Source organism: Bacteroides sp. OF03-11BH (assembly GCF_003604005.1).
In the GTDB taxonomy this organism is placed as follows: Bacteria; Bacteroidota; Bacteroidia; order Bacteroidales; family Bacteroidaceae; genus Bacteroides; species Bacteroides ovatus.
Window position 1 is genome coordinate 1 of the sequence record NZ_QTMW01000034.1, and the last position, 25,866, is coordinate 25,866.

18 protein-coding genes and 1 tRNA gene are annotated in these 25,866 nt (G+C 41.8%); 7 read left to right on the forward strand and 12 right to left on the reverse strand.

Annotated features, from left to right (window positions below; genetic code table 11):
* Positions 1–17: 17 nt before the first annotated feature.
* From DXA54_RS19960 to pheS, 8 genes are all read right to left on the reverse strand, one after another.
* Complete coding sequence (locus tag DXA54_RS19960) at positions 18–2,249, reverse strand: tetratricopeptide repeat protein (protein ID WP_207903517.1); 2,232 nt, start codon at positions 2,247–2,249, stop codon at positions 18–20.
* 7 nt (positions 2,250–2,256) lie between these two features.
* The gene (locus DXA54_RS19965) at positions 2,257–3,441 is read right to left on the reverse strand and encodes a DUF418 domain-containing protein (protein WP_004304398.1); all 1,185 of its coding nucleotides are present in this window, start codon (positions 3,439–3,441) and stop codon (positions 2,257–2,259) included.
* Positions 3,442–3,627: 186 nt separating this feature from the next.
* Complete coding sequence (locus DXA54_RS19970) at positions 3,628–4,671, reverse strand: porin (protein WP_120080516.1); 1,044 nt, start codon at positions 4,669–4,671, stop codon at positions 3,628–3,630.
* Positions 4,672–4,681: 10 nt separating this feature from the next.
* Positions 4,682–5,656: an ABC transporter substrate-binding protein gene (locus DXA54_RS19975; RefSeq protein ID WP_120080518.1), complete on the reverse strand. Its 975-nt coding sequence runs from the start codon at positions 5,654–5,656 to the stop codon at positions 4,682–4,684.
* A 106-nt stretch (positions 5,657–5,762) separates the two neighbouring features.
* Positions 5,763–7,022 carry a phosphoglycerate kinase gene (locus DXA54_RS19980; RefSeq protein ID WP_004300866.1) on the reverse strand — a complete coding sequence of 420 codons (1,260 nt, stop codon included), beginning with the start codon at positions 7,020–7,022 and terminating at the stop codon, positions 5,763–5,765.
* A 93-nt stretch (positions 7,023–7,115) separates the two neighbouring features.
* Positions 7,116–7,793: an endonuclease III gene (gene nth, locus DXA54_RS19985; RefSeq protein WP_061447805.1), complete on the reverse strand. Its 678-nt coding sequence runs from the start codon at positions 7,791–7,793 to the stop codon at positions 7,116–7,118.
* Positions 7,790–8,989, reverse strand: coding sequence for an MFS transporter (locus DXA54_RS19990; protein ID WP_118161344.1), 1,200 nt, complete (start codon positions 8,987–8,989; stop codon positions 7,790–7,792). The genes nth and DXA54_RS19990 overlap by 4 nt, the downstream gene beginning before the upstream one ends.
* A gap of 148 nt (positions 8,990–9,137) precedes the next feature.
* Positions 9,138–10,157, reverse strand: a complete 1,020-nt coding sequence (gene pheS / locus DXA54_RS20000) for a phenylalanine--tRNA ligase subunit alpha (RefSeq protein ID WP_004300862.1) — start codon at positions 10,155–10,157, stop codon at positions 9,138–9,140.
* Between the two features lie 120 nt (positions 10,158–10,277).
* Between pheS and DXA54_RS20005 the strand changes: the two genes are divergently transcribed.
* The 3 genes from DXA54_RS20005 (at position 10,278) to DXA54_RS20015 (ending at position 13,392) form a co-directional block, all read left to right on the forward strand.
* Positions 10,278–11,294 (forward strand): energy transducer TonB, encoded by a 1,017-nt coding sequence (locus DXA54_RS20005; protein WP_004304392.1) that lies wholly within the window; start codon positions 10,278–10,280, stop codon positions 11,292–11,294.
* Between the two features lie 890 nt (positions 11,295–12,184).
* Positions 12,185–13,051, forward strand: a complete 867-nt coding sequence (locus DXA54_RS20010; RefSeq protein WP_009040537.1) for a hypothetical protein — start codon at positions 12,185–12,187, stop codon at positions 13,049–13,051.
* Positions 13,052–13,179: 128 nt separating this feature from the next.
* Complete coding sequence (locus tag DXA54_RS20015; RefSeq protein ID WP_004304389.1) at positions 13,180–13,392, forward strand: hypothetical protein; 213 nt, start codon at positions 13,180–13,182, stop codon at positions 13,390–13,392.
* A 54-nt stretch (positions 13,393–13,446) separates the two neighbouring features.
* On the opposite strand, the gene DXA54_RS20020 is transcribed toward DXA54_RS20015, so the two are convergent.
* The 3 genes from DXA54_RS20020 to DXA54_RS20030 all read right to left on the reverse strand — a co-directional run bounded on the left by DXA54_RS20020 (position 13,447) and on the right by DXA54_RS20030 (position 15,037).
* Positions 13,447–13,866 (reverse strand): hypothetical protein, encoded by a 420-nt coding sequence (locus tag DXA54_RS20020; protein ID WP_004304388.1) that lies wholly within the window; start codon positions 13,864–13,866, stop codon positions 13,447–13,449.
* Between the two features lies 1 nt (position 13,867).
* Positions 13,868–14,866, reverse strand: coding sequence for an AAA family ATPase (locus DXA54_RS20025; protein WP_004311410.1), 999 nt, complete (start codon positions 14,864–14,866; stop codon positions 13,868–13,870).
* 97 nt (positions 14,867–14,963) lie between these two features.
* Positions 14,964–15,037, reverse strand: a tRNA-Ala gene (locus DXA54_RS20030).
* Between the two features lie 115 nt (positions 15,038–15,152).
* Here DXA54_RS20030 and DXA54_RS20035 point away from each other — a divergent pair.
* The 3 genes from DXA54_RS20035 to pulA are packed head-to-tail and all read left to right on the forward strand — an operon-like array spanning position 15,153 to position 18,076.
* Entirely contained in the window at positions 15,153–15,455 is a 303-nt protein-coding gene (locus tag DXA54_RS20035) for a DUF4286 family protein (protein ID WP_004304386.1), read from the forward strand.
* Positions 15,452–16,018, forward strand: a complete 567-nt coding sequence (gene ruvC, locus DXA54_RS20040; RefSeq protein WP_004300848.1) for a crossover junction endodeoxyribonuclease RuvC — start codon at positions 15,452–15,454, stop codon at positions 16,016–16,018. The genes DXA54_RS20035 and ruvC overlap by 4 nt, the downstream gene beginning before the upstream one ends.
* Positions 16,019–16,069: 51 nt before the next feature.
* Positions 16,070–18,076, forward strand: a complete 2,007-nt coding sequence (gene pulA, locus DXA54_RS20045; protein WP_120080520.1) for a type I pullulanase — start codon at positions 16,070–16,072, stop codon at positions 18,074–18,076.
* Between the two features lie 80 nt (positions 18,077–18,156).
* Here pulA and DXA54_RS20050 read toward each other — a convergent pair whose 3' ends face one another.
* Positions 18,157–22,290, reverse strand: coding sequence for a two-component regulator propeller domain-containing protein (locus tag DXA54_RS20050; protein WP_120080522.1), 4,134 nt, complete (start codon positions 22,288–22,290; stop codon positions 18,157–18,159).
* Positions 22,291–22,685: 395 nt separating this feature from the next.
* Here DXA54_RS20050 and DXA54_RS20055 point away from each other — a divergent pair, with 395 nt between their 5' ends.
* Positions 22,686–25,859 carry a SusC/RagA family TonB-linked outer membrane protein gene (locus DXA54_RS20055; RefSeq protein ID WP_004311414.1) on the forward strand — a complete coding sequence of 1,058 codons (3,174 nt, stop codon included), beginning with the start codon at positions 22,686–22,688 and terminating at the stop codon, positions 25,857–25,859.
* Positions 25,860–25,866: the final 7 nt, after the last annotated feature.

Below are 25,866 nucleotides of genomic sequence, written 5' to 3' on the forward strand. Positions count from 1 at the left end.
TTGTTGTATATAAAGGTTTAATACCTGTAGTTGGCCGAATACTTACATAAATCCAACATCAGAGGAATATCTTCTTCCCGAATTCCTTGTGTGAGAAGAGCTTCTTCATCTTTATGGAACATTTCCAGGAATCGTTCCCGGTTTCCACTAGCCGTAATGGCTTTTCCATAGAAAACGGACGCTTTCTGAATATCTCCCATCACCCAGGCAACATGTCCTGCATTCATATAGTCAATAGCCAGAGGCTTTTGTTCTATTATTTTTTCATAATACTTCATCGCCTGTTCATGTTTCTGGCTGATAAATGAACACCATCCGATACCACGCCATGCCTTAATACAGTTGTTCTCGATGAAATCCAGTTTGAAGAAATAATTCAGTGCTTCTTCATATTGCCCCAATTCGGCCAGACAGCTACCGATATGGAAAGTCACATTGGTATCTTCCGGAGCAGCTTCTTCTACCTTCTTATAATAGGTGATTGCTACCTGGTAATTTCTGTTCAACCGATAACAAATAGCCAGATGGCGATTGTTCCAGATATTATCCGGTTTCAACGTGTCTGCTTTCAGGTAAGCCTGGATAGCTTCTGCATATTTCTTTCTTTTCTGCAATGCATAGCCAAACTTCTGGTAATATTCAGCACTCTCTCCTTCGAATCCGCCAATCGTTTCCAACTCTTCATAAATTTCAATAGCCTCGTCCCAACGTTCCTTTGACAGGTAGAAATCGGCAATGGGGAATAATACATCTTCCCAGTGCAATATATTGTCGAGTGCAGGGACATGATGAAGATCGAGCTTCTCTTTAAAAATATCTCTGAATTCACTCTTGCGCACACTAAGTTTGAAGAAACGATACAAATCGTGCAGGTACTGGTTGCTGACCGTTCCCGGACGTTCATTGAATTTCTTCATCGTCTCAACATTCGATTTCTCCGCCAATTCTGCAACCTGTTGTTCATTCAGTTGGCTCAACATCATATCCTGTTGTGACTGTGGCAATTGATGGATCGTGAAAAAGAGAGAGTACTTATCACTGTTACTGAAGAATCCCGATTGAAGAATTAAATCCAGTAGACTGCCTCCCTGATTTCCTGCCTGCTTCATTGCCTTGAGCACATTAGACTGTTGCTTGCTGAATGGATAAAACCAGTTATGCACCTCGCGGAAGAACGGATAGTTTTTCAAAGCCGCAAAAGTACTCATATATACATCTGCACCCTCCAACTGCAATTCGTTCATTTCACGCAATTTATCCCCCAGTCCGGATTTCTCGAATGCATCTTCCCAATCCGGATTCATGTCGTTGTTCTCTTCATCGCTTTCTTCAAAGCCGAACCGCATATTTTTCATGGAGGAAACATTCTTCAGCATTTCGGGAATAATCTCCTCCCTCATTTTTTTGTCAATCTTTTCCGTTTCCTGACATAATAGCATTTGGCGGTAAATGCGAGCGACATCTTCTCTGAATGAAGGAATTTCTTCCATGAGATCCACCCTTTTTATCAGTTCCGGATAGAAAGTAAGGCGGCTTCTGTAAATGTGGAAAATAATCATCGCACCAACCAATGCCCGTTGGCTGACGTTGACGTTGGGATGCTCGTAAGCATCAAGCAACCACATTATTTTTCGTAAGTCGAAACATTCCATCAAGCTCAATGTGAGGGCACTGACAAATAAGCATAAGTCGTCTCCCGGAAGTAATTCCGAGGCAAGCATGGCTTTTGCATCTTCCTCGTCTTCGGGAGTCCAGGCACTGTTTGTCCATGTTCTGATAAACATAAACTTGAGCGTGTCCTCATGCCGCTTTAATACTTCATCCATCTTTTCGTCAGACAGTAATCCACTGACTGCCAAGTCGTCATTAAAAGACTCCAGTATGTGCAATATGGTTTTAAGACCATAGTTTGACAAATCTGACGATTTGGGAGTACGTCGTACTTCATGATAGTATCTTGATGAAGCGTTATCCAATATGAGCAAACGTGATTGGTCGGCAATTCCCCACGTGTCTGATACCATTTTCTGATACAGATTCCATCGTTCAGGGTCATTTGCTCCCTGTTTCATGTATTCCAGCATATATTTGTAGGAAGTCTGCAATTGTTCCAGGCGAGTGCGTAGATCCCAGTCAGGACACTGCCACAGCAGAGATTCCAACTGCATCAGAGCTTCCTTGAGCCTTTTCTCTTCAAGTAAGGTACGTATATATGCGTATTGTTCATTAATCGTTTTTTCGTTCATCATTATTTAATTATTTATTTTTTCCAATCCAGGTCAAACGTTTCCAGAGACCCTCAAAAGGACCATGTTTATGGTGTCGGAGCCACCACGAACAGAATACCATTTGTAATAGAACAAAAAGGATGCCAAAAAGGAAGCTATAGGTGATTCCTAAATATCGTCCCAATTCGAATCCCCAATGATAGAACAAAAGAGAACCGAAAATGGATTGCCCGAGATAATTCGTTAAACTCATTTTACCATAAGATGTGAAACGCATAAAGAAACTGCGGTCTTTCACACGGTAGAAAGTCAACAGTAATCCTGTCACCAGTAATACCATGAAACTAAGGCTGCTGAATGAACTTAATATCAACTGTAGAGGAACAAGGACGGCACTCCGTTCGATGAATTCCGGCAACATATTGTTCAATCCGTAGATGGGGAAGAAGCAGAGAAGCGAAATGGCTAATGCTTTTAACCACAAGCGTTCGTTCTGTTCGCTATACAGGAAATATTTGCGGCGGCCAACCAGCATTCCGAATAGGAATAATCCCGGTGTTTGTAAGATACGTCCATGTTCCAAAGCCCAGGTCATGTTAGCCATTTGTCCTTCCCACATATTCATGCGGACTGTTTCAAGGAAGTTGCCATGTTTTTGTACGTCGAAAGCGATGCTGAAATAATAACCTGCCAAACTTTTACCTGCCACATAGTCAGGATTGCACAAGGCATAGATCAGTTTTGCCCAGTCGATAGGTTGAAGGATTAATAAAGTAGCAAAGATGGCAACTGTACGGTCACTCATCCGGCAGAATATCGGCAGGATAATTCCTAAAATCGCATACATGGTTAATATTTCGCCGGTAAAGAAAGCGGCATTGAATTGTCCTATAATGAATAGGATGAATAATCTCCATAAAAAACGCAGGCGGAAATCTTTCCCTCTCCGTTGTTGGTTATTGTCCTGAATATAGAAACTGAAACCGAAGAGCAAAGCAAATACAGCGTATGCTTTATTACTGAATGTGAAGAATAATCCTCTCCAGATAGCCTGATCGGTAAATTTCATCCATTCAAAAGGGACTTCTTCCGGGAAAGAATAGAAATTAAAGTGTTCGATGCTGTGCAAGAGGATGATCCCCATTACTGCCAATCCTCTTAATACGTCGGCCACGTCTATTCGGGCGTTGGTTTCGGCGATTTTGTGTTCCATGATTTTTGTTCTGTTATTAATAAGGTTTATATTTTATAATTATTTGATTCGGCTGCTTCAACTCTACTGCTTTAATCCTATTGTTAAGGTACTACTTACTATAGCCTTGATACTTTACCTTGGAACTTAACCCTGATGCTTCGGCTCTAATACTTGATACCTAATACTTAAATTTAGTCCTTGAATTTAAAACCTCACTTGTACCTGTGCTTGTATCAGGTTGGAATCTTTTTGTCCATCTCCTTTCTTATTACAAAAGGTGTATTGTGCCTGTAACCGGCATCTGGGATAAAACCAGTATTGTACGCCTGCAATATAGTTATTTTGTTTGAAATCTGCACTCTTGTTAGGGTTGAAATAATCGAACGAAGCGATGAAATCGAAATTCCGGGCAAAACGCACGCTTCCTGTTGCATAGAAACCTTCGCTTTTCACACTCCGATCTTTTCCGGCAAGATATTCCGTACGCAGATTAAAAGTGGAAGTGGTGACAACCCCTCCTGCACTCCAGCGTCTCTTGGCGTAATTTTCTCCTACTTTGATTCCGGTATATTCAGAGTCAGCTATGGCGTGTCCTGTTCCGCGGATAAACGAACCACCTACGGACAACCATTTCAGCGGATTAACCATCAGATTACCGACCACATCTTTTTGACTGTTTTTGTCTTTGGTGTTCAGTCCCTGTCCGTTCATTACAGCTACTTTATATTGTAGGAAGTCACGAAATAATTTCCCGTGAAGCATCATACCGATATCCCGTCCGGAAGTCATTCCGTAACACTTATCGCTACCGCTTACTCCTGCCAGATAGCAGACAGACTGTGAATAGCAATTGATAAGTTCTACTGTAGTAGGAGACAATTCGTTTTCTATGGTATAAGGAACCTTGAATTCACCGATACGTGCCGTAAGTCCGGGGAGAAACTGATAATCGGTATACACTTCGAGTAACATGCCCCCGTTGTAGAAGTCGTACATAAAATCACAAGTCCACCGTTTGGTGATCTTTCCGTGTGCCATGAAAATGATTCGTTTGATGTCGAATGTGTTATCCGGATTCGCTGCATCGTCATAAGTGTATCCCAGTTGGGCATATCCGGAGAGACTAATCCGTTCTTTCAGTGTGTTGACAACTTGATTTAATGGTGTCTGCTCCTGTGCCAGGAGAGGATTTTGCATACTTGTAATGCATACTACAAAGGTTAAGAGTTGGAGTAGTGTTTTTCGCATGAGTTAGTTGTTATTTGATTTTGATTATAGTTGATACTGTGGGAATAAATGTAGTGTCAATCAGATTCTTTTCAGAGTAGGTTTGGGGTATTCGGTGGTTTTCTTTCAACCAGTGTATAGCCTTGTCTATCGCTTCAGCGGAGGGGCGTTTTGCTTTTTGATAATTGGGGAGGGCGACGAGTCCTGTCAGATTTTCGGGCACACCTATTTCTATCAATACTTGCTCCCATTCTTTCTGCGGGTGCATTTTTATGTAATCTACTCCCAGGTTATATCCTGTGATGAGTAGCTCGATTTCTTCTCTCTTCTCGTTGAGCGCTTTTCGTGAAAAAGCGGTAGCGGTGAAATCGATACCCAACTCTTGCGTACTTACCAATGAACGATGTTTACTGTTCATGGCGATGGATGCGGCAGGGTCGGGTAGGAAAGAGGCATCAATTTGATTGTACTGCAACATTTGCAGACGGAGAGGAAGCTGGCCGATTTCCGGCATGTTTATTTCCGCATGCTTGATTCCGGCTTTGCTTAATAGCTGGTCGGTGGCATATTCGATAACTGTGTTGCGCGACACGGCGATATTCTTTTCCTTGAGCTGTTCCAGTTGGTTGATGTTACTTTCTTTGGAGACAATGAAGCAGAAATAACCATCATTCTTCAGGATGAATCCTAAATCAGTATGATGAATAGCTTGTAATGCTACCGCACTGGGATAGTCAGTAATCATGCCATCTATTTTCCGGGTTTGGAAAGCAGCGTCCCGGTCGTTGGCAGAGTTGAATGAAAGAATGGTCAAATCCAGTCCTAATGAGTCGTAAATGCCTTGCGTTTTGGCTATATGAAAAGGAAGTCCGTCCAGTGTAGGCATCATGCCCAGGGTAAGTGGTTGCAGTTCGGTTAGAGGTAAAAAAGAGCTATCTCCTTTCTTTCTCTGACAAGAGTAAAGGAAGAAAAGGATGAACCAAAAGAATAGTATCGGTCTTTTCATACCTCGTTTTTATAAATAAGAGGAATTCTGTTTTTATAAATAAGGGCAACTCTTTTCACAAAGAACTGCCCTTCTAATAATTAACTATGTGATTTTAACAATTATCTTATTCTTGAATAGCAGCGATACCCGGAAGAACTTTTCCTTCGATTGCTTCGAGCAATGCGCCACCACCAGTTGAAACATAAGATACACCGCTAGCCAAACCAAACTTGTTAACACAAGCTACAGAGTCGCCACCACCCACAAGTGAGAATGCGCCGTTCTTAGTTGCTTCAACGATTGCTTCACCTACTGCACGTGAGCCGTGAGTGAAGTTGTCAAATTCGAATACGCCTGTAGGACCGTTCCAAAGAATAGTCTTAGATTCTTTGATAACGTTAGCGAAGATTTCTTCAGTCTTAGGACCGATATCAAGACCTTCCCATCCGTCAGGAATTTCGTCAACAGCACAGAATTTAGTATTTGCATCGTTAGAGAATGCGTCAGCAATCTTAGCGTCAACAGCCAATACCAGGTTTACACCTTTTTCTTTTGCTTTTTTCATCAAATCCAAAGCCAGGTCAAGTTTGTCGTCCTCACAGATAGAGATACCGATTTTGCCGCCCATAGCTTTAGTAAATGTATAAGTCATACCACCAGCGATAATCAGGTTGTCTACCTTGCTCAACAGGTTTTCGATGATTTCGATTTTAGAAGAAACTTTAGAACCGCCCATGATAGCAGTGAACGGACGTTTGATATCGTTCAATACTTTATCAACAGCTTTCACTTCTTTTTCCATCAAGTAACCGAACATCTTGTTGTTTACATCGAAATATTTAGCGATCAATGCTGTAGAAGCGTGTGCACGGTGAGCAGTACCGAATGCGTCGTTTACGTAGCAGTCAGCGTAAGAAGCCAATTTCTTGGTAAATTCTTTCTGGCTTTCTTTTACTGCTTTCTTAGCAGCAGCTTTTTCTTCGTCAGTTGCATCTTCTGCCAAACCTCTTGGTTTACCTTCTTCTTCAGCGTAGAAACGAAGGTTTTCGAGCAACAGCACTTCTCCCGGTTGCAGAGCAGCAGCTTTTACAGCAGCTTCTTCGCCCATGCAGTCGTTAGCGAACTGAACTTCAACGCCCAGCAATTCAGACAGATGCTTGATGATATGTTTCAAAGAGAATTTATCGGCAACGCCTTTCGGACGGCCCAGGTGAGAGCCAATGATGATGCTTCCGCCGTCTGCCAGGATCTTCTTCAAAGTAGGAAGAGCTGCACGCATACGAGTGTCATCTGTAATGTTGAAGTTTTCGTCCAGGGGTACATTGAAGTCCACGCGAACAAATGCCTTTTTACCGGCAAAATTGAATTTGTCAATTGTCTGCATAATACTCTATTTTTATTTAAAAGTGTTTTTAAAATTCTTCTTTTAGAACGACCGCAAAGTTACTATTTATTTCGGTTCCTTGCTATTAAATCGTTATTTATTCTTGGCTTTTGGTTCCTCTTTTGTAACTTTATAGGTGTTACAGAAATATTTGCACATCATTTGCAAACCACAGGTGTCACATTTGGGAGTACGTGCCTGACAAACGTAACGGCCGTGCAGGATGAGCCAGTGATGGGCAATCGGTATGAGCTTTTCCGGAATATTCTTCACCAGTTCTTTTTCCACGCTGAACGGGGTGGTGCAACTGTCCGGCACCAGTCCGATACGGTGGCTGACACGGAACACGTGTGTATCTACCGCCATTGCCGCTTTTTTGAATACAACCGACTGAATCACATTGGCAGTCTTTCTTCCTACACCGGGCAACTTTATCAGATCTTCCAGATTATCCGGCACCTCGCTATTGAAGTCATTCACCAGCATCTTTGCCATACCGACCAGATGTTTGGCTTTGTTGTTGGGATAAGACACGCTTCGTATATATTCGAAAATCACTTCCGGCGTAGTGGCAGCCAGTGCTTCCGGAGTCGGAAAATCTTTATACAAAGGAGGAGTGATGATATTCACCCGTTTGTCCGTACATTGTGCAGAAAGAATAACAGCGATCAGCAACTCATACGGATTGTTGTAATGCAGTTCGGTTTCGGCTACAGGTACATTGTCCTGAAACCAGGCGATTACTTTCTCATAACGTTCTTTCTTTCTCATCGTAGCTTGTTTTTATGGTAATGAGGCGTCACTTTTAGTTTGAAATAGAGGGTGGAAACTACCGTCAGGCAGGCTCCGAAAAGATAGGCCTTATCAAATGTACTTATTTCTGCGATATATCCTCCCGTCAGCATACCGATACCGATTCCTACATCCCAGGAAGTGAGGTAGGTGGAAGTCGCTGTTCCCCGCTGACTGTTGGGGGCGAGGTTGACAAACAGCGTGTTAAATGCCGGAAACATAATTCCAAACCCGACGCCCATTAATAATGCGATGCCAAAAAACAGCAGGGTACAGGCTGTATCATTCCATTGAATCAGATATACACAAGTTGAAAGCAGGAAGAAGCTGAAAACAACCAGGTATAATCCGGCAGCTATTACTTGCGTTATTTTTCCGCGATCCACCAGTTTTCCTGAAAAGATACGCGAGATGGCCATACCGACTGCCATAAAGGTGAAGAAGAATCCGGTTTGTGTGTTCAATCCTATTTGGCGGGCGTACATGGCAACATAGTTGGTCGTCATTCCGTAAGGGATGGAAAGCAGCAGCAGACTAAGTCCGGCAGGCAGTCCTTTCATCAGGATAAAGCGGTCGAGCGAGATCGGTTCCCGTTTCACAGGAGGCTTGTAGGGCGTTTTAACCAGACTTGCGCATAGAAAACCTAAAATACAGGAACCGAATGCATAGCAGAATATCGTAGCAAAAGAAACTCCCGCATCATGCAGAAACAGTCCGAACATCGGTCCGATGGACATGGCTGTGTTGTTGGTAAGTCCGTAATAACCTAAGCCTTCCCCTCGCCGGGAAGAGGGCATAATGTCTATTACTACCGTGTTTCCGCCTACTGTGACCATTCCGAAAGAGACGCCGTGAATGATTCGGAATATAATAAATAAGGTAAGGGAACCGGCAATTAAATATCCGCCGAACATCATCATAAAGATGAAGTAAGCAAACAGATAAAGAGGTTTTCGGGCAAACGTGTCGAGCAGATAACCGGAAAATGGACGGATACAGAGAGCTGCCACCGTGTAGCAGGAGAGGACAATGCCGATAGTGGAATTTCCAGCCTGGAAGAATTCGGATAAATAGAACGGCAAAACAGGAATCAGCAACCAGAAACCGAAGTATAGCAGGAAGTTGGCTGCCAAGATGAAACAATAACTGGGAGTAATGAGTCTATCCTTTGCCATAATGAATGATCGTTCAATCGACCGATTCGCATTGATTGGAAACCAACGCCGTTGGCCTGATTGGTCTGTTGATGAATATGCCAATGTCCCGATCACCGTCCGACGGTTTCATTGGGAACATTGGCATACTGGTAAATTTAGCACATTATTAATATGCCGCTTCGAATTCTTTTAGGAAGCGTGTATCGTTTTCAGAGAACATACGGAGGTCTTTCACCTGATATTTCAGGTTTGTGATACGCTCGATACCCATACCGAGGGCATAACCGCTGTATATTTTGCTGTCTATACCATTTGATTCAAGTACGTTCGGGTCTACCATACCGCAACCGAGGATTTCTACCCAGCCGGTGTGTTTACAGAACGGACATCCTTTACCGCCGCAGATATTACAGCTGATATCCATTTCCGCACTTGGTTCGGTAAACGGGAAGTAAGACGGACGCAGACGGATCTTTGTATCAGCACCGAACATTTCTTTGGCGAAGAGCAGCAATACCTGCTTCAAGTCGGTGAATGATACGTTTTTATCTACATACAGCGCTTCTACCTGATGGAAGAAACAGTGTGCGCGATAGCTGATAGCTTCGTTACGATATACACGTCCCGGACAGATGATGCGGATAGGAGGCTGTGAAGTTTCCATCACACGAGTCTGTACAGAAGAAGTATGTGTACGCAATACTACGTCCGGGTGAGCTTCGATAAAGAAAGTGTCCTGCATATCGCGTGCCGGATGGTCTTCGGCAAAGTTCAGTGCCGAGAACACGTGCCAGTCATCTTCAATTTCCGGACCTTCGGCAATGCTGAATCCCAGACGGGCAAAGATATCAATGATTTCGTTCTTTACAATGGTGAGCGGGTGGCGTGTACCGAGTTCTACAGGATAAGCCGAACGCGTCAAATCCAGTCCGTCACAATCGTTGTCCTGACTTTCAAACATTTCTTTCAGCGCGTTGATTTTGTCCTGCGCTTTTGTTTTCAGTTCATTCAGTCTCATGCCGACTTCTTTTTTCTGTTCGGCAGCTACATTACGGAAATCTGCCATTAAGTCGTTAATGGCTCCCTTCTTACTTAGGTATTTGATGCGGAGAGCTTCGAGTTCTTCGGCATTGGAGGCGTGTAAGGCTTCCACCTCTTTCAGAAGTTGTTCAATCTTAGCTATCATATTTTTGATGTATTGTTATTCAGTTTCTTAGTAAAAACCGTGCAAAGATATAATTTTATCACGAACCATCGAAATAATTTGTATCTTTGTTGCCGATATGTACCGAAAATCCGGCAACTTATGAAAAAGATTGTTTTCTGTCTTCTGCTTTTAACCTTTTCTTTTCGCCTTGCGGCCCAGATTGACTATTTGGAGCCGGTGAAACCTTTTTCCACTTATACAGGCGAGTTAGGCGAATATTATCGTAGTGTGTTTTCTTTACTTAATACGGGCTTCCAGAAACAGCCTTATGCGCGTTTTGCAGCTATCCCTTCCTTTTCGCCGGAGTATGCAATGTCGGTAGAGAAGAGGAATGGACGTTATACCCTGGTTTCGAACACATTATCGCGTACTTATTGGCAGGCAGAGAAGGGGACGGTGACGGTGGATACTAAATCGGTTGTCATTAGTGCTTCCCTATATCAGTCTTTAGGGGCTATCTTTCGTTTGGTGACAGAACAGGTACAGGATTTGGACGGTTCTACGGCTGGTTTGGATGGAATTGTTTATTTTTTCTCTTCTACGGATGCTAAAGGTAAAGAGCAGATGGGACGTAAATGGTCGCCGGAAAAGGGAACGTTGATGGAACGTCTCGTGTTGGTTTGTCAGTCGGCTTATATGTTATCCCGAGGGGAAAATATTTCTGAACAGACGTTGGCAGTGGAGGCCGCTGCTTTATTAAAAGCATTGCAACAGCGCACCAAGGAAGAGCCGGATGCTTATAAGCGGCCGATGTATATCGGAATTTATCCGGTGGGTCCCCGTTCAAAGACGCTTTCCGGAAGGCAAGTGGAAGAACCTGCTCATTTCTCTGCGATGGCTCCGGAAGAATATATTGCCAGTGAAATGGTTTATCCGTCAGGGCTTTTGGAGAAGAATGTTTCGGGTTATGCTTTATGTGAGTTTACTATTGATAAAGAAGGGGTTATCCTTCGTCCTCATATTCTACGTTCCACTCATCCGGAATTTGCAGAGGAGGCTCTCCGCATTGTCAAAGGAATGCCGAAATGGTCACCTGCATTGGTGGGAGGAAAGCCGGCGGATAGTAATTACACTCTTTATGTTCCTTTCCGTCCGCAACTCTATCGGAATAAATAAGCAACTTTGCATCTAAAGTCCGATTAATAAAAAAGAAATATTGCATTTATAAGTTGAACTTATACTCTCTCCAATAAATAAAAAAAATAAATTTGCTGTCATCTGTCACAGATTGTAACTTAACTGTTTGATTATGAAAAGTTAATGGCGTGACAGCAGCATGGTGACAGCACTGTGACGGCAATAATGCTGTCACTGCAAAGCTAAGAAGATATAAACGCACTGCAAAGACGGTATGGTAGAGATGCATACCCAAATCAAGTAAAAATCACAGATGAAGTTTCATTGCCTGAATAGTATTAACCACAGGCAGATAAGCTATTTTATTTATTACCCCTGTACTTACGGGGCGGGACCTGCCTTGTAACCGATAGTTTCAAGCCTTGAAACTATTGGTTTTGCGGTTCGAAACTACAGTTTCATCGCCTTGAAACTTTAGTTTCTCTTGCTTGGAACTATTAGTTTCTTACTGATGAAACTATAGTTTCACACTGATGGAACTTTAGTTTCTCACCGATGAAACTATTCTCCCGTGTAGTTGTTTACTTATTTGTCTTATATAAAATTCTATTGTAACTAAAAAGCTTGTCATTTATTATCTTTCTTTTCAGAAAAAAGAAGTATATTTGCAATCAAGGACCGGACCTTTGACAGCCGGACTTGTATTTATAGGACATTTAATTTATTAGTAGGAAAGTCGCATTTTCGAATAGATGATAAATCAAATGTCCGTGCCAAGCTTATATCCCTATCGATATATAAGTTCTGGTGCGGGCATACTGTATTTTTCATCTATGGGTATGCGACTACCTCTACTAGGAAATACATGTATCGTTCGCACCTTTTTTTATATCTGGTTGCGACGCATACATCTAAAAATAAAACGAGGTATGACAACAAAACAATGGATTGGTATTGAAGAAGCGGCAACCAAGTATCAGGTATCTACCAGACGTATTATTACTTGGTGTAAAAGGCAAGAGATTATTTATTCAGAAGTCGGCGATTATCTAATGCTTGATGAAAACAGTCTGACGGATTGTCTTGAACGAAATATCCGGTTCAGTCTTTCCGAAGAAGAACACAAACGCCGGATGGATGAGAAGATGAAGGAAAATGAAGAGGAATTTTTTCTACTTCAATCACTGAAAGAGTTGACCCCATTGATCCGGTTAATAATAAAGGAGCTTGCCGGAATGATAAGGAATGATGAAAGACGGCAACTATTTCTTTATACCGTCTTACAAGGAAATATTAAGGATTTTAGTGTCCGGAAACGCATGAAATATCGTCAAGCGCAGAAAGCATTTGAGGGACTTGTACAGGAAATAAAATCTCAAGCGGGATTCCTTAGGACTTATAAGGAAGAAAATATCCGTCTTAAAGCAACAGTACGGGCGTATGAAATGAAATTCCGCCAAAATGGCTTTGATAATGATATGTTCATGAGAGAGGCGGAAGAAACGAATCCGGAAATTTTTATTCCCGAAGATATAAAAGCGGCAAAGGCTTTACTTGATACTCCTATCACAGAATTGAAATTCGATATTCGGTCGCAGCGGATCATTTCTGAAGCTGATATAAAAACACTTCGGGAACTGCTACAAATCACTTCTCAATATGGGTTTAGGAAGTTGCGTGATATGTTACGGAATTTCGGGCTGGTTTCACAAAAGAAAGTGGAAAAACGCTTGAAAGAGCTGAATGTACTGGACGTTGCCGGCAACTGCAATTTATATAGGTATCTGGATGAATGACACAGATTGGGCTGGAGTGTTTCTTTGATAGTATAATAACATGGCTGATTTCTTCAAAAATCATTAAAATAGAAAACTTTTCTTCGTTTGTATTGTCTTATAGCCATAAACTTTTAAAACGAAAACTTATGGATGATATGATTAACAGGCATGATTCGATAGCCGAGGAAAATATCGAGCCGAATGGTCGTCCGGCTAAGGACCAGTTTGAGGAATGGAGCGGCGAGGTTGCCGACCGTGCCGATGACGCATTTAAGAATGACAAGAAAGACGGTCCCATTAAAGATCGTGAGAAACGTATAAAAGAAATGGACGAAGTGATTAAAAAGGACCTTGAATAAAGGTCCTTTTTTTGCTATTTATGCAAAAAAAAGGAAGTCTGATTTGTCGGGATATTATTTGATTGTAATTTCTATTTGTATATTCTTGGGTATAAGCTCTACTCCATATTTTTTCTTGAACATAGCTTTAGCTCTTTGTACCGAAGTGTCATTGGAGGGATTACGGCTTGATACAATAATAGCCTTTTTTTTAATTGTATGGTTGGGGGCTGATAATTGCTGGATACTGGCTTCCAGTTGTTCAACAGCATGAGGCAGATCTTTCCCCTTTAATTCAACAAAATATTCGTTGTGACAATGGTCGAGTATCAGGTAGTCACATCTGATGCCATCAGTAATTTGGCAACCATCAACCTTTATTTTTGTGAGTAGATGCTGATTGGGATTTGAGAAAACGCATTTGCATTTATTTTCTTTTACTACCAGCAACTTATCTGTTACTTCCCATGTGCAGGCTTGTTTGAATATTGCCATATTATTCTAAATCTAATAATGAAGAAAAAATCCTTCCCTGTTCATCTGAAGTAGAGTCTATTTGGTCGGCGACAATGATGTTATATTCTTTATCTAAGATAGAAATGATATGTCCTTTTTCTATCTTATAGGCAGTAATTTTATTAAAGTCAACCCAACTGCTTTTAGGCATGAGTGCTGCAATCTCTTCTTCTTTTTCCGGGTGTAACTTAGATACGTTACCGGCTTCTAGCATATTGTTTAAAGCCGACAGTAGATATGGGCTATGAGTTGTTATTGTCAGCTGATGACATTCTTTTACTATGTGTTGGAGCAAAGCAATTTGAGTTTCAGGAAAGAGATTAAGTTCCGGTTCTTCTATTACGAAGTGAGTGTCCGATTGCTCCTTGGTGATGTAATCAATAACCATGAGTAAGGGTACGACGGATTGAATACCCGACGATGCGTCTTTGAATGGAATGATTTTATCATAATTGCTTAAAACTAGATTCTCACTAGCCTCACGGACTTGGAATATTATATTGAAAATAGGAACTTGATAATTTACGAATAGGTTCTTTGCTTTTTCATAGAAAGAGGCAAATTCCAACAATGTGACTGGTATAGGTGCTTTGGACAACACCAAAGTAGCTATGGAGCGGGAGAATGTACTAATGAAGAAGCGTTCTGCCGGAATGTATAAATTATGGCTTGTCGAATGGTACGAAAAAGTGAAATTGAAGGAACCATCTTCGTAGGTGATATCTCCTTGTTCTGAAGAATAACTAATATAGCTGTCCGGATTAAAATACGAAATAATATTGTACTCGGAGAACTTAGTCATTAAATAGTCGGAATCAACCTTCAAAACTTTATCCCTACTATTCTCGAAGATAGTAATTAGTTTGGCCACTGTGCTCTTTCCGGCTCCTTGTTCACCTATGAAGATATTGAAGTCTTTCAATGCAATATCTGCTGAAGCGATAGCTCCAAAATTACGAATGATAAGTTTGCGCTCCATAATTATCAAATAACTTGGTTCTGATTCGTACAATATAATTACTTCAAGAAGGCTATCAAAAAAGAGCAACTCTTTTGGAAATTGCTCTTTTAAAAAGTGGAGCGTATCGGACTCGAACCGATCACCTCGACACTGCCAGTGTCGCGCTCTAGCCAGATGAGCTAACGCCCCTTTTCTATCTTATATGATAACGTTTGTAAACGAATCTTTTTTGTTGCCGCAAATATAATGCATTATTCTGAAATAATTGCTATGTTTGCGGTAAATAATAGTATGAAATTAAGATATGCTGATTTATAATACAACTTTTCAAGTGGACGATGACGTTCACGACAATTTCATGATTTGGATAAAAGAGAGTTATATTCCTGAAGTACAGAAACACGGTGCGTTGAAGGCACCCCGCATTTGCCGGATATTAAGTCATCGGGAAGAAGGAAGTGCGTATTCTTTGCAATGGGAGGTGGAAAGCAGTGGGTTACTGCATCGTTGGCATTTGGAACAGGGAGTACGTTTGAATGACGAACTGGCAAAAATATTTAAAGATAAAGTGATCGGGTTTCCGACCCTGATGGAGGTGATAGAGTGATTCAACCGGTAAAAGAAAAGATAATCCTGGGGATTGACCCCGGTACGACAATCATGGGATACGGTGTTCTAAGAGTGAAAGGAACCAAGCCCGAAATGATTGCGATGGGGATTATCGACTTGCGTAAATTTGCCAACCACTATCTGAAACTTCGCCATATCCATGAACGGGTATTGAGTATTATTGAAAGTTATCTGCCTGATGAGCTGGCTATTGAAGCGCCTTTCTTCGGTAAAAATGTACAATCGATGTTGAAGTTGGGCCGTGCACAGGGGGTAGCGATGGCAGTGGCGTTGAGCCGGGACATTCCGATTACGGAATATGCTCCTTTGAAGATAAAGATGGCTATCACCGGAAACGGGCAGGCATCCAAAGAACAGGTAGCGGATATGTTGCAGCGGATGTTGCGCTTTCCCAAAGAGGATATGCCTACTTTTATGGATGCAACAGACGGATTGGCAGCAGCCTATTGTCATTTCCTGCAAATGGGGCGGCCGACCATGGAAAAAGGTTATAATAGCTGGAAGGATTTTATAGCGAAGAATCCGGATAAGGTGAAGTAAAGCGACTGATTATAGGGATAGATATAAAGGAAATATCTAGGGGAGGTTTAAATGAAGATGGGAAGTAATTATTTAGCAATATTAGGGGTGACTACAGTGACAACAGTAATGAGCTGCTCCCCTGCGAAAAAGGAATATGCTTCTTTTGAGCTGTATCCGGTTCGTACGGGAAGTCTTACGGAAATGGAATATACGCCGTTGGCAACCAAATTTTATCTTTGGTCACCAACTGCAGAAGAAGTACGCCTGATGCTATATGATGCCGGTGAAGGCGGACATGCTTATGAAACAGTAAAGATGGAGCCCACAGAAGATGGAACCTGGACAACTTCAGTAGATGAGAACCTGCTTGGCAAATTCTATGCCTTCAATGTAAAAATCAATGATAAATGGCAGGGAGACACGCCGGGAATCAATGCCCATGCTGTCGGAGTGAATGGGAAACGTGCTGCCATTATTGACTGGAAGACTACAAATCCCGAGGGATGGGAGAGTGACAGACGTCCTTCTCTGAAATCTCCTGCTGATATGATTATCTATGAAATGCATCATCGTGACTTCTCGGTTGATTCTACTTCGGGAATTAAGAATAAAGGTAAATACCTCGCATTGACTGAACACGGGACCATGAATTCAGATAAGTTATTGACCGGTATCGATCACTTGATAGAACTGGGAGTGACACATGTACATCTTCTTCCTTCTTCTGATTATGCTTCTATCGACGAAACAAAACTGGAAGAAAACCACTATAACTGGGGATATGATCCGGCGAATTATAATGTGCCGGATGGCTCTTATTCAACTGACCCTTATCAACCTGCCACTCGTGTGAAAGAGTTCAAACAAATGGTACAAGCACTGCATAGAGCTGGTATCCGTGTGATAATGGATATGGTTTATAATCATACTTTTAATACCGTTGAAAGTAATTTTGAACGTACTGTTCCCGGTTATTTTTATCGTCAGAAAGAAGACGGGACATTGGCAAATGGTTCCGGATGCGGTAATGAGACGGCAAGTGAACGCCCTATGATGCGCAAGTTTATGATAGAGTCCGTTCTTTATTGGATAAAAGAATATCATATTGACGGTTTCCGTTTTGACTTGATGGGAGTGCATGATATTGAAACCATGAATGAGATCCGGAAAGCGGTGAACAAGGTTGATCCTACCATTTGTATTTATGGAGAAGGTTGGGCAGCCGACACTCCCCAATATCCGGCAGATTCGTTGGCAATGAAAGGGAATGTTTCCCACATGCCGGGAATTGCCGTATTCTCGGATGAATTGCGTGATGGGCTTTGCGGACCTGTGTGGAAAAAGGAGAAAGGGGCTTTCCTCGCCGGAGTTCCGGGAGCAGAAATGAGTGTTAAATTCGGTATTGTGGGTGCTATTGAGCATCCGCAAGTACGGTGTGATTCTGTTAATTACAGTCAGAAACCGTGGGCGGAGCAGCCTACCCAGATGATTAGCTACGTTTCCTGCCATGACGGTTTGTGTCTTGTTGATCGCTTGAAAGCAAGTATGCCGGGAGCTACTCCCGAGCAACAGGTTCGACTTGATAAGCTTGCGCAGACGGTAGTCTTCACTTCGCAAGGTATTCCTTTTATCTATGCAGGAGAAGAAGTGATGCGCGATAAACAAGGGGTGGACAATAATTATAAGAGTCCGGATGCAGTCAATGCTATCGATTGGCGACGTAAAACGACGAACGGAGATGTTTTCATGTATTATAAGCGACTCATAGATCTGCGTAAGTCCCATCCCGCTTTCCGTATGGGAGATGCGGAAAAGGTTCGGAAGCATCTGGAGTTTCTTCCGGTGGAAGGACAAAACCTGATTGCATTCCGCCTGAAGGATCATGCGAACGGAGATAGTTGGGAAGATATTATCGTGGCTTTTAATTCCCGTATGACTCCTGCGCGTTTGGAAGTGCCTGTTGGTAAATATACAGTGGTATGCAAAGATGGTGTGATAGATGTGCGTGGATTAGGTACGCAGATCGGACCGGAAGTAATTATTCCCGGACAGTCTGCATTGATTATGTATAAGTAGCTTTAGTCATTATTTGTCATATCAATAACGGCTTTCTTTCTAATTTAGATTCTTGTTTGTAACAAGTCTAATTCTGTTTGTTACATCTGTTGTTCTTTATATTCACTCGGTGAAATTCCGTAAAAGTCTCTGAATGTATTGGAAAAATGAGAGAGGTTGGAGAAGCCTGTAGCGTATGCAACTTCCGAAACGCTTAGATTCTTCTCACGTAGCAGATTGGCAGCTTGTTTCAGTCTGATAGAACGAATGAAATCTCGTGCTGACTGATTAGTCAACTCCTTTAATTTGCGGTGCATATGTACGCGGCTCATTCCAACGTTGGCTGCCAGCATCTCTACATTAAGGGTAGGGTCGGCAAGATGGTCATTGATGGTTTTCATTACTTTACTCATCAAGATCTCATCATTGGACTTCATTTCTATCTTTGTTATTTTTTCTTCTACTTGTTGTTCACCTACCAGTTTGCCGCGCAGTCTTTCCCGATTGGCTATCAGATTACTGATAGTAGTTCGTAATAATTCAGTGTTGAATGGTTTTACGATATAAGCATCTGCTCCAATTTCAAGCCCTTCGATTTGGTCTTCGGCTTTCGATTTGGCGGTTAATAATATAATCGGTATATGATTGATATTGATATTCTGTTTTATTTTCCGGCAGAGAGTGATCCCATCCATTTCGGGCATCATAACATCACTGATGACGAGATCGGGTTTCTCCTTCAAAATGGTTTCCAGTCCTTCCCGTCCATTTGTACATTCATAGATACGGAAATCACTATCCAGTTCGCTACGTATGTAGCGGCGTATTTCTTCATCATCTTCTACGATTAAGACGCGATAACGTGTTTTTGCTTTGGGTTTCCTGTACTCGTTAGTTTTGTTTTCTTCTTCCGTTTCATAGATCGAATCTTTGGGAAGTTGGGAGATTGTTGGTTCGCTTCCGGTTTCTTCAGGATTTTCCAGTTCTTCTGCTTTCAAGTGATTACTACCTAACGGCAGGCGGATGATGAAACGGGTTCCTTGTCCGTCTTCGCGGTTTTCTGCTTTGATGATGCCGTGGTGCAGTTCCACTAACGACCGTGAAAGATGCAGTCCGATTCCTGTACCGAAATTAGATTGTGTCATGTCGTTGTCAATCTGATAGAAACGTTCGAATATTTGTTCTATTTTGTTTTTGTCAATACCGATTCCGTTATCGGTGATATCTATCTCGAAATAATCTTTCAAAGCACCCCGGTAGGCATCGTTGTGACCGGTTTTCAATAACACTTCGATATTTCCTCCCTCATGTGTATATTTGAAAGCATTGGAAAGGACATTCATCAATACTTTGTCAAAGTTATTTGGATCAATCCATACTTTCAGAGAATCAGCACCTTCCAGTTCTTTTTCGAAAGTAAATGTGATGTTCTTTTTTTGCGCTTGATAATTGAATGTTTGCATCAAGTCATTGATAAATCCTACGATGTCTGTTTCCCGGAATTTCAGATGCATTTGTCCTTTGTCCAGTTTTCGTATGTCCATCAGTTGATTGATCAGACGTAGAATACGTTGGGCATTCCGGTAAATCATGAGATAAACCGGTTGTTTCTCGGAATGTTCGGCTAACAGTTTCTCTAACGGGCTGATGATAAAAGTCATCGGGGTACGTATTTCATGTGAGATATTAATGAAGAATTGTAATTTGGCTTCGTTAATCTGTTCCATGTGTTTTTGTCGCATCACTTCTTGCCGGTGGCGGATACGTGACAGAATATACATGGTAAGAGCATAGATTAGTAATGCTCCGAGGCATCCCCAGATTACTTTTGCCCACCAGGTCTGGTACCAGGGTGGAGTGATGGCAATAGTAACTGTGCGGATATTAGAGAAATTATTATGGTCGCGTGCCTGTACGGAGAAAGTGTATTTCCCCGGTTTCAGACTGCTATAAGTCACCCGGTTTGTTCCCGGTTGCGTACTGATCCATTCATCGCCTAATTCTTTTATCTTATATTGATAACTAATCCGGTCGGGATTGCTGAATTCCAAAACAGAAAAATCAATGCTGAATGTATTTTCATTATATGCCAGTGTAAATTGCTCGGTATCCATGACAGCAGTATCAGTGATGACATTGTTGCCGGATTTATCCCCTTTTTTCACAGGGCGGTTAGCAACGTGAAAGCCGGTAATCAATACATTCATTTCTTTTTTGATTTCGGTGATATCCTGGGGGTAGAAAGCTGTTACTCCATTGGTACCTCCAAAAAATATCTTGCCGCGTTTATCTTTAAATACAGCAGTGCGCGTAAACTCATTTCCTTGCAGACCGTCGCCTGCATAATAGTTGATAAACTTCTTTTCCGGAGGATTCAGTTTGGAGATTCCCTGATGGGTACTGATCCATATATTTTTTTTCTCGTCTTCAGCCAGGCCGCAAATAATATCACTGGGGAGTCCATCGGCAGTAGTGAAAAGTACAGGTGTTAGTCTGTCTTTATTCAGGCAGACCAATCCTTCGGAAGTACCAGCCCAGATCTCTCCATTACTACTTTCCAATAAACTGTAAACGACATACCCGGGGAGGAGATTGTTTTGCTTTTTATAATTGATAAAATTGTCCGTTTGAGGATTGAGTACGGCCAGACCTTTATAAGTGCCGATCCATATCATTCCCTCTCTATCTTCCAGTAGGTAGCTGATCCAATCGTTTGGAAGTCGGTTGATGCTCCAGTCATCGTTTTCGTTGCGGGTAGATTCGTAATAGGTGACATGTTGAGTTGGTAAATTGATTTTGTATAAGCCCGAACCATAAGTACCCACCCAGAGATTCTTGTTTTTGTCTTCAATGATGCAGGAAACTTTGGGCTTGCCTGCGTTAAGATTTCCTTGTAAAAGCGAGGTGGCATCTTGACATGTTCCGGTTTGTTTGTTCATCCGTGCCAGACCATTGAAGTAAGATCCTAGCCAAAGTTCCTGATTGGAATCTTCATAGAGACATAGGATAGTGCCGGGGACAGATTGGGGATTACCTGCCTGATGGGTGTAATGGCGTAATTGTTTTCCCTGATCGTTTATGGCATATAATCCGTCGTTATCCGTACCTATCCAGATTGTAGCTTGTTCATCTGTATGAATAGCCATAACACAGCTGGAACCAATGGTGTTGTTGTGTATTGATTTGTAGCCGTAGTAGTCGAACTTATTTGAAATGCCGGGCACTAGTATCAAACCTTTCTGAAAAATGCCCAGCCATAAATTGTGATCTTTATCTTCGATTAACGAGTGAACCTTGGATTTGGAGAAGTCAAAGGGACCCGCATTAATCTCACTGTCCACAATAATATCTTGTTGAGGCTGATATTCTTTTACTCCTTCACCGTCTGTTCCTATGATAAGTTTTCCACGGGTATCAATGATGAGAGTCCGGATATTCAAATTCATCCGGTTTTGGTAGAGGACAGGTTCGAAGTTTCCTTCCTGCCGGGATGATAGTCTGAAAAGACCTTTTGTCAAGGTTCCTACGAAAATTTGTCCGTGTGCATCCTCACAAATGGCAGAAACGTCATCACCTGCTATATGATAAGGTGCTTTATAGCTTTTAAGCTCTTTATTTTCCGGAGAATAACGGTAAAGTCCTTTTTCTTCTGTAGCAATCCATAAATTTTGCCGGGAATCTTCGAAAATGACATTCAGGTAGTTACTACCTATCCGGTCTGTCAGTTCGGTTTCGATATGGAAGGAGGCGGGATTGCTGTTCTTTTTTAGGGATATGGCGCCTTGTCCGGAAGTTGCTATCCAAAGATCTCCGTTCCGGCGTTCAATAATGGAAGTGATATGAGGATTCTTTCGTCCGTCTTTCCGAGAGATGAATAATTCGTGAAAGTTGTCTGTGGCGCGGTCATATCGCTGTAAGCCATTGATGCATCCGATCCAGAAATTACCGCGACTGTCTTCGAATAATGTCCGTACATAGTTGTTTTTCAAACTGGTGCTATCCGTAGCATTATGTCGATAGATCGAGAAACGTGTCCCGTCGAATTTATTAAGTCCGTTTTCGGTAGCTATCCAGATAAATCCTTTCCGGTCCTGATATACGGCATTGATCAGACTGTTGGAAAGTTCTTTGTCTGTTGAATAGAATTTGCCGGTCTGTGCTTTCATAACAGGAGTGCTTCCTATCAGGAAATAGTATATGGAAAAAAGGAATAGGATTTGTGCTTTCATACTCATTAATATAAGCAGGGTTTATTGGTGCTTTTTATATAGACAAAGATACTATATTAAATTAAAATAGCATTAGCTTTGTTACTTTTCCTTTTACTGATGTTACGTGCAAACCCTTTAGGGATGCTTCTGGGAGGGGTATGTAACGGGTGTGCAATAGCTTGTAACGTACATGCAAGTGTATGTAACCGCCTGTCAATTGCTTGAAACAAAATCTCCACCTATGCTTGATATATTATCCATAAATTTGCATTAACCAAAAAAATGAATTGTCGGACACCTTAAAATAATAACTGCTTATGGAAACATGAATTCCTTACTCTATTCCTTATTATAAATAAGAAGAGAAAAACCTATAACTTGGATTAACCACTATCATTATTAATTAAAAAAATGATTTTATGGAAAGCACAAATCATTATTTTCGACCGTTAGGTCTTATCATTCTTTTCTGCCTCTTCCCTGTATGGGTATTGGCACAGACTGTTTCCGTGACGGGGATGGTCAAAGATGCATCGGGCGAACCGATTATCGGAGCCAGTGTAGTAGAAGCTGGCACTACCAATGGTATAGTTACCGATTTGGATGGTAATTTTAAGTTGAATGTATCAGCCAAAGGTAGCTTGAAGATTTCTTTTATCGGATATCAGACACAAACGATTCCTGTAGCCGGGAAAAAGCAGTTTGATATTACCCTCAAAGAAGATGCAAAAGTATTAGACGAAGTAGTTGTAGTTGGATATGGTCAGATGAAACGTAGTGACCTGACCGGTTCTGTTGTATCGGTCAACGATGAAGCCATTAAGAAATCTGTAGTGACTTCCGTTGACCAGGTACTGCAAGGACGTGCTGCTGGTGTGCAGGTACAGGCTAATAGCGGTATGCCCGGTGGTAGTTCTTCCATCCGTATTCGTGGTATCAACTCTTTGAATGCCTCCAATGAACCTATCTTTGTCATTGACGGTGTTATCATCGACGGTTCCACAGGTTCGGGAAGTGATAATGCACTGGCATCTATCAATCCTTCGGACATCGTCTCTATGGACGTATTAAAGGATGCTTCCGCCACTGCTATTTATGGTGCGCGAGCTGCAAACGGTGTGATTATGATTACTACCAAACGTGGACAGAAGGGTGAGGCGCAAATAACTTATGACGGATATATAGGATGGCAGGAAATGCCTAAAAAACTGGATATGCTGAATCTGCGTGAATATGCGGAGCATAAGAATGTTCGTTCAGGAAAAGACTATTCGGGAAATGATTGGGGAATAGTGAACAAGGATAATAACTTTGTTCGTCCGGATTTACTAGGTGAGGGTACAGACTGGCAGGATGAGATGTTCTCTAAAGCTATGATGACCAGTCATAATCTTTCTGTGACCGGAGGTACTGATAAAAGTAACTATGCATTGGGAGCAGGTTACCTCAATCAGGATGGTATTGCTGTTGGTTCAGGGTTCAGGCGTCTGAACTTACGAGGTAGTTTTGATGCCCAGGTGAAGAGCTATTTAAAAATGGGTATTAACTTTGCGTTTAGTAATTCCCGTCAGAAATTGACTGTATCTGACGAGTCGTTGATTAGAACTGCTTTATTGCAGAGTCCGAGTGTGGCTGTTCGTAATGCTGAAGGCACATTTGACGGACCGGATACGGACGAATGGGTACAAACGAATCCGGTGGGTCTTGCCATGATTAAGGATAACCGCAACGAGAAAATGGGTATTCGGGCAAACACCTATGCTGAAGCTACTATCATTGACGGACTGACGTTTAAAACGGAATTGTCTTTCGATTATGGGGTAACTAATACTTATAAATTTGATCCCTCATATACTTTTGGTGCGATTGAAAATACGGACCGTCAGGGGACTTTCTCCAAATCATATAATAAGTTCTGGAGTTGGAGAAATATCGTGAATTACATGAAAACTTTTGGAGTGCACAATGTGAATGCAATGATTGGCCAGGAAATGCAGGAGAGCAAATGGGAATATCTGATGGGAAGCCGTATGGGATATTTGTCCAATGCCGCAACCGACCTGACATTGGGAGATGCCGCAACAGCCAAGAATAATGGTAATAGTGGAGAAAGTTCGATTTTATCTTATTTCGGCCGTCTGTTCTATTCATACGATGACAAATATCTGTTGACATTTACTCTTCGTCGCGACGGTTCTTCCAAATTCTACAAAGATAATCGTTGGGGATGGTTCCCGTCGGCTGCTTTGGCTTGGAAGGTTTCCAATGAATCTTTTTTGAAAGACAACAATATTATTAATAATCTGAAATTGCGTTTAGGATGGGGTGTTGTAGGTAATCAGAATGTGCCTAATAATGCATATAAAGCCATTTATTCATCTGTTGCTACCGTTTGGGGAACAGGATTGCTGGCTGGCAATACTCCGAATCCCGAATTGAAATGGGAGTCTACTTATTCAAGTAATCTGGGACTTGATATTAATCTTTTCCAGAACAGGATTGAATTGATAGCCGATATTTATTATAAGAAAACAAATGATTTGTTGTTGCAAGTGCCTCTTCCTGCTTACGTGGGAACTTCAGGTCAGGGCTCTACTTCCGCACCCTGGAAGAATGTGGGTTCTTTGGAGAATAAAGGACTTGAGTTGACTTTAAATACAGTGAATATTGATAAAGGCGGATTTCAATGGAGAAGTAACGTGGTATTCTCTATGAACCGTAATAAAGTAAAATCGCTGGATACGGCAACCAGCCTGATAGATAAGAGTAATCAGACAGGCGAAACAATAACCGTACTGACACGTACATCGGTAGGAAACCCTATCGGACAGTTTTATGGTTATAAAGTGATTGGCCGCTTTGAAAAGGCTACTGACTTTTACTATAAAGATGCTTCCGGAGCAATTAAGCCGGTAGCATTGCCTGAAGGTATGTCGATTTCCAAGAATAGTATCTGGATTGGTGATTATATTTTTGAAGATGTAAACAAAGACGGTGTTATCAATGAACAGGACCGTACTTATATCGGTAATCCTGAACCGGACTTTACTTTCGGCTTCGGTAACTCTTTCTCTTATAAAGGCTTCGACTTGAGCATTAACCTGACCGGATCGGTGGGAAATGAAGTTGTAAACTGGGGGCGTCGTGAACTTGAAAATCCACGGGGCAATAATAATATCCTGAAATCGGCGTTGGATTATGCACAACTGGCTTTGATTGATCCGAATGGTCCGGATGATTATCGGAATATACAGATTGTAGGCGGTGACCCTTATGCTTGCCGTATGGCTATTGCCAAAGGGACAGATGATTCCAATTATCGTTTCAGTGACCGCTTTGTGGAAGATGGTTCTTTCCTGCGTATTCAGTCTATCTCTTTCGGCTATACGTTCCCGCGTAAATGGTTGGCACCGATTGGTATTCAGAATCTGAAACTTTATTGTAACCTGCAGAATGTATATACATTCACAAAATACAAAGGGATGGACCCGGAAATAGGTTCTGCCAATCAGGACGCTTTGCTTACAGGCTTTGATAACTATCGTTATCCTTCTCCGCGAATTTATACATTCGGTCTGAATTTAACCTTTTAATCATTTA

What these genes read in the sequence shown, in the direction of transcription:
- pulA (WP_120080520.1), top strand. Translation starts at nt 16,070, where the DNA reads ATGAAGATGGGAAGTAATTATTTAGCAATATTAGGGGTGACTACAGTG.
- DXA54_RS20005 (WP_004304392.1), top strand. Translation starts at nt 10,278, where the DNA reads ATGAAAAAGATTGTTTTCTGTCTTCTGCTTTTAACCTTTTCTTTTCGC.
- DXA54_RS20015 (WP_004304389.1), top strand. Translation starts at nt 13,180, where the DNA reads ATGGATGATATGATTAACAGGCATGATTCGATAGCCGAGGAAAATATC.
- DXA54_RS19970 (WP_120080516.1), bottom strand. Translation starts at nt 4,671, where the DNA reads ATGCGAAAAACACTACTCCAACTCTTAACCTTTGTAGTATGCATTACA.
- DXA54_RS19980 (WP_004300866.1), bottom strand. Translation starts at nt 7,022, where the DNA reads ATGCAGACAATTGACAAATTCAATTTTGCCGGTAAAAAGGCATTTGTT.
- DXA54_RS20035 (WP_004304386.1), top strand. Translation starts at nt 15,153, where the DNA reads ATGCTGATTTATAATACAACTTTTCAAGTGGACGATGACGTTCACGAC.
- DXA54_RS19990 (WP_118161344.1), bottom strand. Translation starts at nt 8,989, where the DNA reads ATGGCAAAGGATAGACTCATTACTCCCAGTTATTGTTTCATCTTGGCA.
- nth (WP_061447805.1), bottom strand. Translation starts at nt 7,793, where the DNA reads ATGAGAAAGAAAGAACGTTATGAGAAAGTAATCGCCTGGTTTCAGGAC.
- DXA54_RS19960 (WP_207903517.1), bottom strand. Translation starts at nt 2,249, where the DNA reads ATGATGAACGAAAAAACGATTAATGAACAATACGCATATATACGTACC.
- DXA54_RS19975 (WP_120080518.1), bottom strand. Translation starts at nt 5,656, where the DNA reads ATGAAAAGACCGATACTATTCTTTTGGTTCATCCTTTTCTTCCTTTAC.
- DXA54_RS20050 (WP_120080522.1), bottom strand. Translation starts at nt 22,290, where the DNA reads ATGAGTATGAAAGCACAAATCCTATTCCTTTTTTCCATATACTATTTC.
- DXA54_RS20055 (WP_004311414.1), top strand. Translation starts at nt 22,686, where the DNA reads ATGGAAAGCACAAATCATTATTTTCGACCGTTAGGTCTTATCATTCTT.
- DXA54_RS20025 (WP_004311410.1), bottom strand. Translation starts at nt 14,866, where the DNA reads ATGGAGCGCAAACTTATCATTCGTAATTTTGGAGCTATCGCTTCAGCA.
- DXA54_RS19965 (WP_004304398.1), bottom strand. Translation starts at nt 3,441, where the DNA reads ATGGAACACAAAATCGCCGAAACCAACGCCCGAATAGACGTGGCCGAC.
- DXA54_RS20020 (WP_004304388.1), bottom strand. Translation starts at nt 13,866, where the DNA reads ATGGCAATATTCAAACAAGCCTGCACATGGGAAGTAACAGATAAGTTG.
- DXA54_RS20010 (WP_009040537.1), top strand. Translation starts at nt 12,185, where the DNA reads ATGACAACAAAACAATGGATTGGTATTGAAGAAGCGGCAACCAAGTAT.
- pheS (WP_004300862.1), bottom strand. Translation starts at nt 10,157, where the DNA reads ATGATAGCTAAGATTGAACAACTTCTGAAAGAGGTGGAAGCCTTACAC.